The sequence below is a fragment of the Kitasatospora sp. NEAU-CNBT7 genome, from assembly GCF_057220535.1.
The window spans coordinates 128737-143875 of record NZ_JBXQQB010000010.1 but is presented as its reverse complement, the minus strand read 5'-3'; the positions used below and the strand labels follow the sequence as shown (position 1 = coordinate 143875).

The 15139-nt window shown below is 73.9% G+C and carries 12 protein-coding genes; 7 read left to right on the top strand and 5 right to left on the bottom strand.

Annotation, left to right across the window (positions count from 1 at the left end; translation table 11 throughout):
* Nucleotides 1-184: 184 nt before the first annotated feature.
* Nucleotides 185-826, top strand: a complete 642-nt coding sequence (locus tag AC2TEW_RS16140) for a hypothetical protein (protein WP_484624030.1) — start codon at nucleotides 185-187, stop codon at nucleotides 824-826.
* 72 nt (nucleotides 827-898) lie between these two features.
* Here AC2TEW_RS16140 and AC2TEW_RS16135 read toward each other — a convergent pair whose 3' ends face one another.
* Nucleotides 899-2125: a serine hydrolase domain-containing protein gene (locus AC2TEW_RS16135; RefSeq protein WP_484624029.1), complete on the bottom strand. Its 1227-nt coding sequence runs from the start codon at nucleotides 2123-2125 to the stop codon at nucleotides 899-901.
* 254 nt (nucleotides 2126-2379) lie between these two features.
* Between AC2TEW_RS16135 and AC2TEW_RS16130 the strand changes: the two genes are divergently transcribed.
* The gene (locus AC2TEW_RS16130; protein ID WP_484624028.1) at nucleotides 2380-3771 is read left to right on the top strand and encodes a DUF1254 domain-containing protein; all 1392 of its coding nucleotides are present in this window, start codon (nucleotides 2380-2382) and stop codon (nucleotides 3769-3771) included.
* Between the two features lie 84 nt (nucleotides 3772-3855).
* On the opposite strand, the gene AC2TEW_RS16125 is transcribed toward AC2TEW_RS16130, so the two are convergent.
* Nucleotides 3856-4395: a hypothetical protein gene (locus AC2TEW_RS16125; RefSeq protein ID WP_484624027.1), complete on the bottom strand. Its 540-nt coding sequence runs from the start codon at nucleotides 4393-4395 to the stop codon at nucleotides 3856-3858.
* Nucleotides 4396-4609: 214 nt separating this feature from the next.
* Here AC2TEW_RS16125 and AC2TEW_RS16120 point away from each other — a divergent pair, with 214 nt between their 5' ends.
* Both AC2TEW_RS16120 and AC2TEW_RS16115 read left to right on the top strand, forming a co-directional pair.
* The gene (locus AC2TEW_RS16120; RefSeq protein WP_484624026.1) at nucleotides 4610-5815 is read left to right on the top strand and encodes a hypothetical protein; all 1206 of its coding nucleotides are present in this window, start codon (nucleotides 4610-4612) and stop codon (nucleotides 5813-5815) included.
* Between the two features lie 352 nt (nucleotides 5816-6167).
* Entirely contained in the window at nucleotides 6168-8258 is a 2091-nt protein-coding gene (locus AC2TEW_RS16115; protein ID WP_484624025.1) for a WD40 repeat domain-containing protein, read from the top strand.
* A 164-nt stretch (nucleotides 8259-8422) separates the two neighbouring features.
* Here AC2TEW_RS16115 and AC2TEW_RS16110 read toward each other — a convergent pair whose 3' ends face one another.
* A complete protein-coding gene (locus AC2TEW_RS16110; protein ID WP_484624024.1) occupies nucleotides 8423-8815 on the bottom strand; it encodes a hypothetical protein in 393 nt (130 codons plus the stop codon).
* A 279-nt stretch (nucleotides 8816-9094) separates the two neighbouring features.
* Entirely contained in the window at nucleotides 9095-9556 is a 462-nt protein-coding gene (locus AC2TEW_RS16105; RefSeq protein ID WP_484624023.1) for a MarR family winged helix-turn-helix transcriptional regulator, read from the bottom strand.
* A gap of 179 nt (nucleotides 9557-9735) precedes the next feature.
* Here AC2TEW_RS16105 and AC2TEW_RS16100 point away from each other — a divergent pair, with 179 nt between their 5' ends.
* The 3 genes from AC2TEW_RS16100 (at nucleotide 9736) to AC2TEW_RS16090 (ending at nucleotide 12793) form a co-directional block, all read left to right on the top strand.
* A complete protein-coding gene (locus tag AC2TEW_RS16100; RefSeq protein WP_484624022.1) occupies nucleotides 9736-10704 on the top strand; it encodes an alpha/beta hydrolase in 969 nt (322 codons plus the stop codon).
* A gap of 102 nt (nucleotides 10705-10806) precedes the next feature.
* Nucleotides 10807-11619 (top strand): DUF4253 domain-containing protein, encoded by an 813-nt coding sequence (locus AC2TEW_RS16095; protein WP_484624021.1) that lies wholly within the window; start codon nucleotides 10807-10809, stop codon nucleotides 11617-11619.
* A gap of 112 nt (nucleotides 11620-11731) precedes the next feature.
* Nucleotides 11732-12793, top strand: coding sequence for a hypothetical protein (locus AC2TEW_RS16090; protein ID WP_484624020.1), 1062 nt, complete (start codon nucleotides 11732-11734; stop codon nucleotides 12791-12793).
* 63 nt (nucleotides 12794-12856) lie between these two features.
* Here the strand turns inward: AC2TEW_RS16090 and AC2TEW_RS16085 are convergent, their stop codons facing one another.
* Nucleotides 12857-15073, bottom strand: coding sequence for a tetratricopeptide repeat protein (locus AC2TEW_RS16085; RefSeq protein WP_484624019.1), 2217 nt, complete (start codon nucleotides 15071-15073; stop codon nucleotides 12857-12859).
* Between the last annotated feature and the right edge of the window lie 66 nt (nucleotides 15074-15139).

The following is a 15139-nucleotide window of genomic DNA, read 5'->3' as shown; positions in this document are numbered from 1 at the left end:
GTGACCGAGTGATCGGCGGGTGGGTGCGAGGTGGCCGGCGGGTGGGTGACCCGGGGGGTGGTGGAGCGATTGACCGTGACGCCTACGACCCGCTAGTTTGAACGTGTTCAATTCACTGGCGGGGGCGCACATGACGGGATTTCAGCAGGTCGGGGCAGTGCCGGCCGGGAGCCGCGGCCGCCGGATGTCCGGTACGCCCTGCCAGGTCGGCCACTCCTTCGCCGTCACGGCGCTCGTGGCGGTACCCGCCGCCTACCTCGCGATCTGCGGACTGACCGGGGAACACCCCGGCGACGGCCGCGGCTTCCTCCTCCTGTGCGTGGCACCGCTGCTCCTGCTGCCGTTCGCACTCGGCGCCCGTGCGTGGGCGACCCGCGGCCGGACCTCACTCGGCTGGTTCGGCCGGGCTGCCGCGTACTATCTCGCCTACTACCTGGCGCCGGTCGCGCTGCTCCAGCCGCTGCTCCCGCTCGCCCTGATGGCCCTGTACTTCGACGGGACCGACGCCCTCCCGGTCGCGTACTACCTGCGGCTGGTGGTCATGTTCGCCGTGGGGTTCGGCGGGCCGGTGGTGGTGGCCCTGCTGATGGTCGCCCCCTGGACGGCGCGGGGCCCGCGTGCCCGGGCCGTCGTCCGACTGGTCCTCGGGCTGGTCGCCTGCGCGCTGCCCGCCTTCGAATTCCTGCTCGTCGGCCTGCTCGTGGTGCCCGTCCTGGTCGCCCACATCGTCTTCGTCTGCCGGGTCATCCCCTTCCTACCCGACCCGGGCCGCGCGGACGGGGACCTCGCCGACCGCGAGCCCGCCGGAGCCCCCACCAGCGGCTGACGGGCGGCGGCTGACCGGCGGCGGGGACTGGGACGGGCGGGCGCGTCCGGGGCAGGGAGAGTGGCGCCCGGCTCAGCCGAAGTCGGGGATGGGGTGGTCCGGGGCGAGCGCGGCGGCGATCCGCTGGGCGATGGCGTGCGCACTGTGGCCGCCGTCGGCGCCCGGCCCCTGGGTGGTCGAGACGGCGATGGACAGGTGCTCGCACGGCAGGTAGTCCTGGGAGGCCGAGTACCCGAAGAACAACGGGTGCTGGGCGACCCAGTCGCCCAGCACCAGCACACCCATGCCGTAGTGGGTCGCCTCCGAGTTGGCCAGGCACACCGTGGCCGGACACGTGGCGGTCGGCGTGCCGAGCCCCACCGTCCCCGGGTTGAGCAGCTCCTGCCGGGCCGACGCGGACAGCAGTTCACCCGAGCCGATACCGCCCGCCGAGCGGGCCAGGTCGCAGATGTCGGTGGTCTCCACCGCGCCGGGGGCGGTGGTCCACGAGGGGTTCCAGAAGGTCGACTCCTCGTACGTCCCGCGGTCGGAGGTGAAGGCGTGCAGGACGGGCGCCGGGATGTCGGGCGTGAAGCCGTTGCGCGTCTCGCGCAGCCCGAGCGGGTCCAGCACCAGGCGCTGGAGCAGCACGTCCAGCCGGGTCCCGGTGATCTTCTCCAGGGCGGCGCCGAGCAGGACGAAGTTGGCGTGCGAGTAGTTCCAGTTGGTGCCCGGGTCGTACAGCCGGTCCGCGCCGGTCGAGATCCCCACCAGTTCCTCGGGGGTCCACTGGCGGAACGGGTCCGCGTACACCGACTCGGCGAAGCCGGGGGCCTTGACGTAGTCGACCAGGCCGGTGGTGGAGGCGCCGAGCATGCGCAGCGTGATCCGGTCGCCGCCCGCCAGGCCGGGCAGCCATTGCGCCACCGGGTCGTCGAGGCCGACCCGGCCCTCGTCCACCAGCCGCAGCAGCGCGGTGCCCAGGTAGCTGATCGCGATGTTGCCGTTGCGGAAGTGCATGGCCGGGTCGGCGGGGACACCCGTCATCGACTCGCCGAGTGCGGAGGTGATCACCTCCCGGCCGTCGACGGTGACCCGCAGGACCACCGACTTGAGGTCCATCTCCGCCTTGGCCTGCTCCGCGATCCGCAGGACGTCCAGCGCCGGCCCGCCGTCCGGGCGCGGCGAACCGACACAGTGCCGCCGCTGACCGCCGCCGTCGGCCACCGCCCCGCCGGCGGTGGTGACCGGGACGCTGAGGGTGACGAGCGCGGTGACCGCCGCGAGGCGCAGCAGCGCGGTCCTGCCAAGGGGTCTCATGCCCGCAGTATCGGCCGCACACCCCCGGTCCCCGGGCCGACGGGCCACCGACCCGCACCAACATCACCCATCGGGCCCGCACCCCGGGGCTGCCGCCACCGTGGCTCCCCGGGCGCGGCGCTGACGGCGAGTCCCGTGCCGCTCCCGTGCCGCGCGGACCTTCCCCGGGCCCCTCGCCGGGGAACCGGCGCGGGCCGTCGCCCGGAAGGCCCAGTCCCGGTGCGGCGCGGGCCCGGGGTCCTTACCCTCGGCGCATGTCGACCTCCCCTGCCGAACCCCTCGCGCCCCCGGTTCCCGGAGGGCGGATGACCGCCGACTACCTGCGGACGACCGGCCGGTCGGCCTATCTGTGGGGCTGGCCGCTGGTGAACATGCACAACCGGCTCACCGTCATGGAGCAGGTACCCGCCCCGGGGCTGCTAGGCGGCATCGTGCCGGCCGCCCCGCCGGGGTCGCTGGGAATGCTGCACGACTACATCGCGCCGCAGGAACGCCTCGTGGCCTGCCCGAACCAGGACGTCGTCTACGGCCTCGGGATCCTGGACGCGCGCCGGGGCCCGTCGGTGGTCCAGGTCCCGGACTTCGGCGGCCGGTTCTGGGTGTACCAGCTCGTCGACCAGCGCACCGAGTCGTTCGCCCGCCTCGGCGCCATGTACGCCACCGCGCCCGGCTGCTACCTGCTCGCCCCCGCGAGCTGGGACGGCCAGGTCCCGGACGGCATCGCGGGGGTCCTCCGGTACGACACCGGGATCGCCGCGTGCATCCCCCGGGTCTTCATGAACGACAACGACGCCGACCGGGCCGCGATCCGGCCACTGCTGAACCAGATCATGGCGTACCCGCTGGCCGAGTTCACCGGGCAGCCGCGCACCACCGACTGGTCCGAGGCACCCGTCCTCCCCGCCGGGGACGCCACCCGCGGCGAGCACGAGACCCGGTGGGTCGACCCGGCGGCCTTCTTCGATCTCCTGCCCGCCGTCCTGGACGAGGTCCCGGCCCGTCCCGGCGAGGAGGCCCTGTACGCCGTGCTGCGCTCCCTGCTCGACGAAGCGGCCCGCAACCCGCAGGCCGCGGACGTCCTGCGGGACACCGCGACCGATGCCGAGGCCACCCTGGTGCGGGACCTGTTCGAGTTCCGCAACATCGGCATCCCGCTGGACCACCACTGGAGCACCCAGCGCAACGGCGCGGCGTTCGGCGCCGACCACCTCAGCCGCACCGCCATGGCCCGGGCCAACATCTTCGTCAACCTGCCGACCGAGACCGCGTACTTCTACCAGGACCTCGACCGGGACGGCGAGCGGCTCACGGGCGACCACCGCTACACCCTCACCTTCCCGGCGGACGCGCTGCCGCCGGTGCGGGGCTTCTGGTCGGTCACCCTCTACAACGAGCACCACTTCTTCCACCCCAACGACCTGGACCGCTACTCGCTGGGCACCAAGAACAGCACGCTGCGCCCGAACGCCGACGGCTCCCTGACCCTGCACGCCGGCGCCCGCCCGCCCACCGACGACCGGGACAGGCCCAACTGGCTCCCCGCCCCGCACGGCCCGTTCTCCCTCTACCTGCGCGCCTACTGGCCCCACCCCGCCGCACTCGACGGCACCTGGCAGCCCCCGGCGGTCACCAAGGCGGTCGGCTGACCCGGTGAGGGACGAAGACGATCCCGGCGAGCACGCCCTCCGACAGAGCGTCCGTACGGGCTGCGGTCCGCGGGCATCGGGGGCCTATCGGGGCATGGACTCGTCGGTGATACGGGCCAGTTGGGCGGCGGACTCCGGGGTGAGGCGGTAGAAGCCCTGGAGGCTGACCGAGCGTTCCAGGCGGCCGTCCGCCACGAACTTGAGGCCGCGGGTGTGGCCCCGGCGGTTGCGCCAGGTCAGCTCGGACAGGAGATCGCCGGGGATCGGGACGTCGAAGCGTACGGGGGTGGCGTCCACGTGCACGGGCGCGGCTCCGCAGCCGCCCGCACCCAGCATCGACCAGGCGCCGTGCCCGGGGAACGCCGGCTCGTCCCAGCCGGCCGGGGCGGGGCCGCAGCACTCGCCGCGGTCGCGGTCGACCACCCGCAGCCGGCTCACCACGTGCACGACGCCCCGGTTGACGTGCACCGCGTACACCTCGTCCCCGGCCCCGGCGCCGGACCACGCGGGCAGGGAGGAGTGGACGCCGCTGAACGCGACCGGCGGCCGCTCGCCGGTCCGGCCCGCCCGGCGCAGGGCACGGCACACGTCATGGGTCCACAGGACCGTGAAAGCATCGGACATGCCGGTGAGCATAGGAACGATCACTGACATCGATCACCGACCCTCCCCACCCGTGGACCGCGCCATGCGGAACAATGGCCGGGTGGACGGGGTGGATGAGGCCTTGCAGCGGGCCGCAGCGGAAGATCGCGTGGCCGAGCACTGGCTGAGCGGGTTGGCCTGCAATCCGGCCCTGCCGGCACCGGTGCTGCAACGTCTCCTGGCACTAGGGGAGTTGCCGACGTCCCCGCTGCGTTGGCGCGAGCTGGACGCCGGGTCGACCGCTGTCGCCGTGGCCTCGGCCCGGATGGAACACCGGCTGGACGCCGTGGAGAACGGGACCGCCGACGTCGACGAGCTGGCGCGGCTCGCGTACGACGTCGAGCCCCGCGTGCGGCTCGTGTACGCGGCTCTGCTCACCGACTTCGGACGCCGGGTCCCGGCGGGGGTGGTGGAAGTGCTGGCGGCGGACCCCGAGCCGAAGGTCAGACGGATGATCAGCGGCTACCGGGACCTTCCCCCCGCCCTCCAGGACCGGTTCCTGGCGGACGAGGACCCTGGTGTCCGGGCCGCCGTGCTGCACCCGCAGCTGTGGGAGCGCCTGCCCCCGCCCGTACGGGAGCGGCTCCTCGGCGACCCCGCTGCGCAGGTTCGCGAGGAGATCGCCGCACTGCTCCGCGCCGAAGACCCGCCGCCGGCGCTCACGGTCGAGGAACGGCTGACCCACCCGAACGGGTACGTCCGGAGCGAGGCGGCCGGCGATCCGGAGATACCGCGAACGCTGGCGCTGCGGCTCAGCGAGGACCCGGAGAACCAGGTCAGACTGGCCCTGTCGATGCGGGAGGACCTGACCGAGGAGCAGCGGGCCGCGATCGCGTACACCGTGGAGGGGCACGGCCCGTGGCCCTCCTGGATCGAGGAACGGGCGAAGGACCCCGCAGCGGCCCGGCGGATCGCCGCCTCGCCGCACGTGGGGCTGCGCAGAGCGCTTGCCTTCTGGCCGCACCTTCCCGCGGACGTGGTGGCGCAACTGGCCGCGGACGAGGACCCCTGGGTACGGCGCTACCTCTGCGAGCACAGTCCGCACGCGCCGCACGAACTGCTCCTCGAGCTGTACGCCACCGCGCAGGACCGGAACTGGTCGGTGCTGCGCCGCCACCCCAACTTCCCCCGGCCGGGGCTGGCCCGCTTCGCGGACGACCCCGACCCCCGGCTGCGCCGCGCCGCGCTGGACGACCCGGCGCCCGGACCGGAGCTGCCGCTGCGCCTCGCCGACGACCCGGAGGTGGGAGTGTGGGCGGTCCGGGATCCGCGCCTTCCCGCCGGAGAACTGCTGCGCAGACTCACCCTGCCGGGCAGTGCGTTCGCGGCTGCGGCCAACCCGGCCCTGCCGCCGGAGCGGATGCACCAACTGGTCGAGCTCGCTGCCGAAAGCCGGTGAACCCTGCGAAGGCCGCGCAGGGCGGCACCCGAACGGAGGTGTCGCGGGTCTACGGTTCCCTTGACCCGGTTCGTCCCGGTCCCGGTCGTCACCGACCGGAGCCGGGCCGGTGCCACCGGGCGAGTCGGGGCAGGACGGGAGTGTTGGGTGGGGACGATCCTCAAGGGTGTCAGCCGTGTTCGCTGGCACGAGTTGACGTCGCGGAGCCGGCCGTGGAGGAGCAGGCTCATCGCGCCGTGACGAGTGCCAGGGGACTGGCGGCGAGGCTCGGTGGGGACGACGACCCGCTCGTGCGCGCGGCAGCCCGCGACTTGCTGGCGTCGATCGACGGCCACCTGTGCGGGACCTGCCCATGAGGCTGCCGGACGCCGAACCCCTGATTGTCGGTCCAGATTGCGAGACTTGTTCCATGATTCCGAAGCTGCCTTTGGACAGCCCTCGTTGGCGTGACCTGGACGGTGTGAAGGCCGAGGAGGTGAAAGCACTCCTGGAGCAGTTGGCCTCCGCGACCGACACCGAGGACGGTGATGCGTGGAGAGAGACCTGGACCTACCTGGCCGGTGGTCTGCTGGACGACGGGTCCGTCTCCGACGGCGCCTACGCGGCCCTGCCTCATCTCGTCGAGGCGGTAGGGGCCCTGCCTCCGGGGCGGTCCGTGGACTTCTGGGTGGACCTGGGAAGCATCGTGACCGCGGAGGACAGGCCCCCCGTCCCGGCCGACCTCGAGGCGGGGTTCAGCGCCGCACTGCGGGCGGCCGAGTGGGCGGCCACCCGGAGCCTCCTCTCCGCCGGCGCTCCCGCACAGGTCTGCGCCCACCTCGTGCTCTCCTGCCTGGCCTTCGCCGGCCATCACATGGGCGAAGCGTTGTGGCGGCTTCACGATCCCCGGGAGAGCAGCCTTCAGGTGGTCTGTCCCGGGTGCGGGAGCGACACCGAGATCCCCGATTTCTTTGTGGACCCGGTTCACCCGCCGTTCGAGGCTCCGGAGTTGCCCGATCCCCTTCACGTCCGTGCGGGAGGGCATCCCTGGGGCGAGGCCGCCGCAGCGTTGCAGGACGAGGCGCTGGGGGAGGGGTGGGAGCCCTTCCTGCGGGTGGGACGCGAGGTCGCGGCGGCCGGGGTACCCCGCGAAACGCCCGGGCAGGCTGCCCTGTGCCTGGTCGCCGCTATGGTCGCGGTCAAGGGCAGCCCGCAGCGGGCCGGGAGGGAATGGGCCCGCCAACTGATGGCGCTCACCGGGCACTTCCGCTGCTGGGACTGCGAGCTGACCTGGACGATCGCCGACGGCCTGGTGGCGAACCCCGACGGCGCGTACCTCCGGCAGCGTCCGACGGAGGCTTCGACGGACGCCGACGGGCCGGCCGACCCGGTGGAGTCGGTGACGGCCGGTCGAGCCGGTGGAGCGGCGACCCGGTTCCGGCAGAACGGGAACGCGGTGCTCGCGGCCGACGGCACTCCCTGGGGCCGGATCGCCGTGTTCTCCGATTCCGCGCCCGGTTCGTTCGGGGGTGCCGATGCACTGGCAGTGGTGTCCCGCCCCGGCCGGCCGACGCTCGTGGCCGGCGCCGGGGACAGCGGCGTGGTGTGCCTGTGGGACGCGGCCGACGGCCGGCTCGTCCACGACCCGCTGGCAGGACATCCCGACCGTATCCGCTCGATGACGGCCCTGCCCCTGCCCGACGGCCGCGTCCTGCTGGCGAGCGGGGGCGACACCGGGACGATCGCCGTGTGGAACCCTGTCACCGGGAGGGCGGTTCGCGAACCGGCCGGCGACTGGCCCGGCGGGGTGACCGGAATGTGCGCCGCGACCGTCCCCGACGGCCGCACCCTGCTCGTCACCGCCACCCCCCGAGGCGCGGTCCGGCTGTGGGATCCGGACACCGGTGAATGCGTCGGGCGCCTCAACCCCTATGGCAGTCCGATCCGGTCGATCGCCGCCGTCCCGCTCGCGGCCGGCCGTACGCTGATCGCGGCCGCGGACACCGCTGGCCGCGCCCACGTGTGGGATCCGGCCGTCGAGGACCCCTGGGAGCCGGGCGCGGCAGTGCAACTGAGCGCACGTGCGCTCGCCGATGCCGACCACCGTGTGGCGGTGGTGGCGGCTGTGCCCGCATCCGACCGGACCGTGCTGGCCACGGGAGACAACCGCGGCGCGGTCATGCTGTGGAACCCGGCCACCGGTGCCCCGATCGGCGACGGGCTGCCCGCCTCCACCGGCACCGCCGGCCTGCCGGTCATCACCGCCGCCACCCTGCCGGGCGGGCGCACGGTCCTGGTCACCGGCACCCTTCACGGTCACCGTCTGCGGATATGGGAACCGGCGACCGGCAAGGTGCAGCACATCGCCCTGGATGCGTCGCTCACCTGTCTGGCCGTCGCGGGTCCGGACCTGATCGTCGGACACGACCGCGGAGTCCTCAGCCTCCCGCTCACCATCCGGTGAACGCGTTCGGCCGCAACCCGATCTCGTCGGGGGAGCCAGGCCGTTCGTGGCAGTGGTGTGCTCGACCGGGGCGGGTGTTCTTCGGTGGGTCCGGGGGCCGCTTCGGCGGGATCGGGGGCCACTGATCGGGTGGCCTGGCTGGTCCGGGCTGTCCTTCGGGTGCCCTACCAGTACGTGGCCGGTCCCGTGATGACCCAGCCGGCGTCGGTGGGCCTGACCCAGAAACCCAATGCCACCTCGAGGATCTGCGCGCGGTAGCAGATCCCGACGGAGACATGGCTGCCGGTGTGGCCCCAGCGGAAGTCCGCGAGACTCAGTTCGCCGAGCCAGGACAGATCCTGCTCCCACCCGTCGGCACCAGGGCTTCTGCTCGCCTCGTCCCCATCGGCGCCTGCCTCGACGGACCCGGCCCACAGCGCCATGAGCACATGACGGACCGGGTGGTGATCGATGAGCTGTTCGCCCTCGGGGATCCTCCCGGCCCGGAGCAGGCCGAAGTAGCGGCGAACGACCGCTTCGACGTCCGTCTTGGCCGGGTGCTCCGTCCAGATCCTCACCGCGAGATCATACGAGTTCGGTGACGGCCTCATTCGGTGACGGCCTCAGTCTGGGCCGCGTTCCCCGGACATCACGCTCTCGTCGTTCCGCTCAGGTCGGCGGAGCCTCCCGGGCATGCCGGTGCCGCGAGCCGAGCGCTCCGATGTGGTCGCGGAGCCGAGGCCCGCGTTGTGGGGCCGGCGCAGGTCGTGGCCGTCGGTGGACGTGCCATCGGTGCCCTTGCCCCGGTTGGGACGGGCCGACCGACTCGGTTTCCCCCTCGCGGGGCGGGGAGCCGCCTACGCGGGGTCGGCGACGTTGACGGCCAGCTGGCGGAGCAGGGTGCGGGCCTGGTTGAACTGGGCGGGTGTCAGGCCCATGGCCTCGCCCATCGCCGCCGGGATGCCCCGGGCCCGGGTGTGCAGGTCACGGCCCTGGTCGGTGAGGCTGACCAGGACGGTGCGCTCGTCGTCGGGGCGGCGTTCGCGGCGGACCAGGCCGGCGCTCTCCAGGCGCTTGATCAGCGGGGTGAGCGTCCCGTAGTCCAGCTGCAGGGCGGAGCCGATGTCCTTGATCGGGACGGTGTCGTCCTGCCACAGCACCAGCAGCACCAGGTACTGCGGGTAGGTCAGTCCGAGCGGCTCGAGGAGCGGCCGGTAGCGGGCGGTGACCGCCCGGGAGGCCGCGTAGAGGGCGAAGCAGAGCTGGTCGTCGACGAGGGGGGAGAACTGCGGCTCGGGGGTGCTCTCCTGGCCGTTCATCGGGTCCTCCTCCTCGCGTCGCGGGCGCCGCGGCGCGTTCGCGCCGGTGCACGCCCCCGAGGGTAGACCACCGGTGGCGCGATTTCAACGCACGCAAGTACCTTGCGCACAATGTAATCGCGTCATAGTCTTCTGGTCGTGGGCAAGCAGCCCGCACCGCCCGGAGGATGGAGACCGTCATGTCCGACCACACCCCCGCCACCCCGGTCCTGGAGACCGCCGCAGCCGAGTTCGCCGCAGCCACCGCCAACCCGCCCTACCTGTTCCAGATCCCGCCGGCCGAGGGCCGCAAGGCCGTCGACGAGGTCCAGTCCGGCGAGGCCGACAAGCCCGCCGTCGACGAGGAGTGGATCACCGTCCCCGGCGGCCCGACCGGCAGCGTCCGCGCCCGCATCGTCAGGCCGGCCGGCGCCACCGGAACCCTGCCCGTGATCATCTACATCCACGGCGCCGGCTGGGTCTTCGGCAACGCCCACACCCACGACCGCCTGGTCCGCGAACTCGCCACCGGCGCCCGCGCGGCCGTCGTCTTCCCCGAGTACGACCTGTCGCCCGAGGCCCGCTACCCGGTCGCCATCGAGCAGAACTACGCCGTCGCCCGATGGATCGTCACCGACGGCGCCGCCAACGGCCTGGACGCCGGCCGCATCGCCGTCGCCGGGGACAGCGTCGGCGGCAACATGACCGCCGCCCTCACCCTGATGGCCAAGGAACGCGGCGACGTCCCGCTCGTCCAGCAGGTGCTGTTCTACCCGGTCACCGACGCCGCCTTCGACACGCCGTCCTACCACCAGTTCGCCGAGGGCTACTTCCTGCGCCGCGACGCCATGCAGTGGTTCTGGGACCAGTACACCACCGACCCCGCCCAGCGCGCCGACATCACCGCCAGCCCGCTGCGCGCCACCACCGACCAGCTCACCGGCCTGCCGCCGGCGCTGGTCATCACCGCCGAGGCCGACGTGCTGCGCGACGAGGGCGAGGCCTACGCCGCCAACCTCCGCGCCGCCGGCGTCCCGGTCATCGCCACCCGCTACCAGGGCATCATCCACGACTTCGTGATGCTCAACGCCCTGCGCGGCACCCAGGCCGCCGACGCCGCCATCACCCAGGCCGTCACCGTCCTGCGCGGCGCACTCGGCACCGCCTGAGCCCCGACCGCTCCCCGCGGGCGCCTTCGAGCGCCGGGCACCCGCGGGGAGCGGCCGCTCCGGCCGTGCGCCGCTGTCGTACCCCGCCCCTACGGTGCCCACATGACCCAGCACCTGGACCTCGCCCGCGCCCTCGCGGTCCTGCCCGTCCCCCTGCCGCCCGGACGGCTGGCCGGCGGCGCGGACCCGGACCGGCCGGAACCGCTGCTGTGGATCAGCGACGCCCCCGCCACCCCCGGCCTGTGGGCACGACTGCACGCCGCGTACCCCGGGACCGGACTGTGGCCGCTGCTGCTCGAGCCGCTGGCGGCCGGTCCGGAGTTCCGCCCCTGGCTGTCCGGCGAGCTGGTCCCGGGCTACGCCTCCGAACCCGACCTCTACGACCCGGCCGCCCTGCTGCGTACCTGGTGGGAGGGGGACGGGGAGGACGACGAGTACCCCTGGGACGAGACCGAGCACGCCGACGCCCTGGCCCCCTACGGCCGGACCCCGCCCGGTGCCGCCCCTGCCGTGGCCGTGCCCGCCGGCGCGGCGGACGCCGAGGCGCGCGGCCTGGCCGACGTCCTGCAGTCCGTCAAGGAGGTCCGGCTCGGCCTGGTCCCGGCCCGGAGCGGCGCGCACGCGCTGGCCGTGTGCGGATGGGGCGGCCCGATGAACCACGAGGACGACACCGGGAAGATCGCCGCCGTGCTCGCCGACTGGGAGCGCCGGTTCGGCGCCCAGGTGGTCGGAGTCGGCTTCGACACCCTGGAGTTGAGCGTTCCCGTGCCGCCCGCCACGCTCGCCGACGCGCTCCCGGTCGCGGCCGAGCACACCGCCTTCTGCCCGGACCTGGCCCTCCAGGGCACCGGCACCCTGACCGCCTACGCCGAAGAACTGGTGGGCTCCCACCAGTGGTCGTTCTGGTGGGACTGACCGAGGCTCAAGAACCCGGTCGGGCAGGAGAGGAGGTTGAATCACCCACCGTTGGTTCGCATCCGACTACCATGCGTGGCATCGACGGTGCAGGGCAACGGGGGTACGCAGCGTGAGCGGCTACGGCGGGAGCGGGTACGGCGGGTACGGCGGGTACGGCGATCCGGGAGCGGGAGCGGGCGGCGACCGGCCACCCGCGGGGTGGCCCGCCCCCGGCGCCGCGGCCCCGCCGCCGGGGCCCGGGTACGGGCCGCAGTCCGGGCTTCCGTACGCGCCGCCGTACGCGCCGCCGTATGCGCCGCCCGGGTACGGGCCGCCGCAGGGCCATCCGTACGGACCGCCGGTCCCGCCGCAGGGGTACCCGTACGCGCAGCCCTACCCGCCGGGCCCGCCGGGCCTACCGGTCCCGCCACCGCCCGTCGAGCCGTCACGGGCGCGGAAGATCCTGCGCGGCATCCGCAACCCGTTCTACGCCGCCCGGCGGACCTTCCGCCCTTCGCGTCCCGGTGTCGTGGACGACCCGTCGGTCCGCAGGCTCCAACTGTGGCGGACCGTGCTCGGGGTCGCCGCCTGGGTCGGCCTGATGATCACCTACCACGCCCTCGTCAGCGCGGACGACGTCAAGGCCGCGGCGGACGACCGCCTCGACCAGAGCTGGACCAGCGTCCTGGTACTGGTCTGCACCTTCCCCGTGGTGGTCGGCGCCTTCGTGGCGGCCGCGCGGGGCGGACTGCGGCGGGTCTACCTGCGACGCGTCCTGCGTCCGATCGGCGCGGTGGCGGCCATCATGGGCTCGATGGGCACCTCCGCCCTCGCGATGGCGCCGGAACTGGCCGGGCTGCGGGACGCCGTCGGACTACCGGGGAAGATCGCCATCGGGGTCCTGTTCGCGTGGTCGGTCTGCTTCGCGCTCTACGGCATCGGCCTCTCGCTCGTCCACGTCTTCCGCACCGCCGACATCCACGAGGTGGTGCCGCCGGTCCTCGCCGGGATCCTGGTGTGGGAGATGGCGCTGCTGGACCTGACCACGGGGGCCTACCCCCAGGTCCCGGCGGGAGCCCGCATGGCGTTCATCCTCGGGGCCCCCGTCACCGTCACGGCCCTCTCGTGGTGGGAACTGCGCCGGCTGCGCGACCACCACGGACTGACGGTCCGCCGAGCACTCGGCCGCTGACGGCCGACCCGCCCGCCCCGCAGCACCCGGGCGTTCCGCTGAGCGGCACCCCGGGCGCTCCGCTCAGCGGCGGCGGGACGTCCGCCCGAAGCGGCGCCACCACCCGCCGCCCTCGGCAGGGGCGGGCCCCGGGGCCCCGGACGGCTGTGGGAGGGCGGGCGCGGGGTGCGCCGGAGCCAGCCGGGCCGCCTCCTCCGTCAGGCCGAGAGCCGTGTACGCGTCGGCCAGGTTGCCGACCACATCGGCCCGCAGACCGGCATCGCCCGCCTCCTCCGCGAGGCCGACCGCCTCGCGCAGCAGCTCGACCGCCCGGTCCCGGTGGCCGAGCTGCCACAGCGCGCACCCGTAACCGTTCAGCGTGGCGGCCAGCCCCACCAGGATCTCGTGCGGACGGAACAGCTCACCCGCCCGCTGGAACGCCACCGTGCTCATCAGCGGATCGCCGAGGGCGAGCAGCGCGGCGCCCTCGCCCAGCCGCGCCTCAGCCTCCGAGATCTCGTCGCCGATCGGCTCCCAGAAGCAGTTCGCGGCCTCCGCGCAGAACGCGGCGGCCTCCTCGTACCGCCCCAACTGCAGCAGCACCTCGCCGAGGTCCTTCAGGGCGTGCGCCCGGCTGGGCATCCTCCCGCCCTCCCCGGCCAGGCGGTCCACGGCCGGCCGGAGGATCTCGACGGCTTCCTCGTAGCGGCCCTGCCGGGCGAGCGCCCTGCCGAGATGCCCCAGCGCGACGTTCTCCCGGAACCCCTCACGCGCCTTCCGGAAGCACTTCGCCGCCCGACGCGCCGCGGCCTCCGCCTCGGCCAGGCGGCCCTCCTCCTGGAGCGCGAGACCGAGGAGGTCGAGGACCACGCCGGTGAGCTCCGCATCGCCGAGCGCCTCACTGTCCGTCACCGACCGCTGCAGCACCGCGGTCCACTGCGGCAGCATCCGCCGCAGCCGCAGGTAGCCGCCCACCACGGTGGGCAGCACGGCCGACAACCCCTGGTGCCCGGCGGCCTGAGCCCGCACGGTGGTGGCCAGCAGGTTGGCGTACTCCTCGTCCAGCCAGGCGATCCCGCCGTCCAGGCTGCCCACGTACCGGGAGAGCGGGCCGTCGTTGCTCAGCGCGACCAGGTCGTTGAGGTTGAGCGCGGCAGCCGCCGCCGTCTCCACGTAGTACGCGTCGAGCCGCTGCTCCGCCTCGGCGAGATCCTCGCCCGCATCGGCCGCCGCCAGCTCCTCGGCGTAGATCCGCACCAGGTCGTGGAAGCGCCAGCGCCCCCACCGCGGGGCCTCGAGCAGGTGCGCCCGGGCCAGCGACTCCAGCCACCGGTCCGCCACCGCGTCCGCGAGCCGGCCGGCCGCCTCGGTGGACACGTCCGGCCCCGCGTTGAGCGCCAACAGCCGGAACAGCCTCGCCTGTTCGGGCCGGAGCCGCCCGTACGAGAGGTCGAAGGCGGCACGGACGGTACGGTCCTCCCGGGCCAGCGTGTCGAGCCGGCGGTGCGCCTCGGCCAGCTGCGCGGCGAACGCGGCCAGCGGCATCACCGGGAGGTCGGCCAGCAGGGCCGCCGAGATCCACAGCGCGAGCGGCAGCTGCCCGCACAGATCGGCGATCCGCTCGGCCGAGACGCGGTCCCCGGCGACCCGCCCGTCGGCCTCGCCCAGCACCCGCCGCACCAGCTCGACCGCCGCGTCCACCGCCAGCGGACGCAGCACCGTCCGCGCCTCGCCGAGCACCAGGCTGTGCCGGGAGGTCACCAGCGCGGCGTGGTACCCGCCGGTCGGCAGCAGCGGCCTGGCCTGCTCCTCGCCCGAGGTGTTGTCCACCACGACGAGCAGCCGGCGCTCCTGCTCGGCGTACGCGGCCAGCACCGAGCGGTAGAGCCTGGTCAGCCCCTGCGCGTCCGTCGGCAGGTGCTCGTCGTCCGGCACGCCGAGCGCGCCCAGCAGCTGGGCGAGCGCCCGCTCGACCGGCAGCCGCAGCCGGTCGTTGTAGCCCTGAAGATCGATGATCAGCACGCCGCCGGGGAAGCGGCCCTCGTCCTTCCACGCCCGCCAGGCGGCCTGGACCGCCAGCTCGGTCTTGCCGACCCCGGGCATACCGACGATCGTCACCACCGGGTGCTCGTCCAACTCCCCGACGATCCGCGCAAGTTCGTCCTCGCGCCCGGAGAACGACGGGGTCCGCTCGGGCAGCCCGCTCAGCGCGGGCGTGATCTCCCGCGGCAGCGTGAGCTGGATCCGCTGCCCCTGGATCACCGTTCCGAAGAACACCCCGCCACTGATGTGGTTGCCCATCTCCACCCCTCCGCCCCCCGACGTCCCGCCCGAGCACTCGAGTACCCGAGGACCCGAGCACCCCAC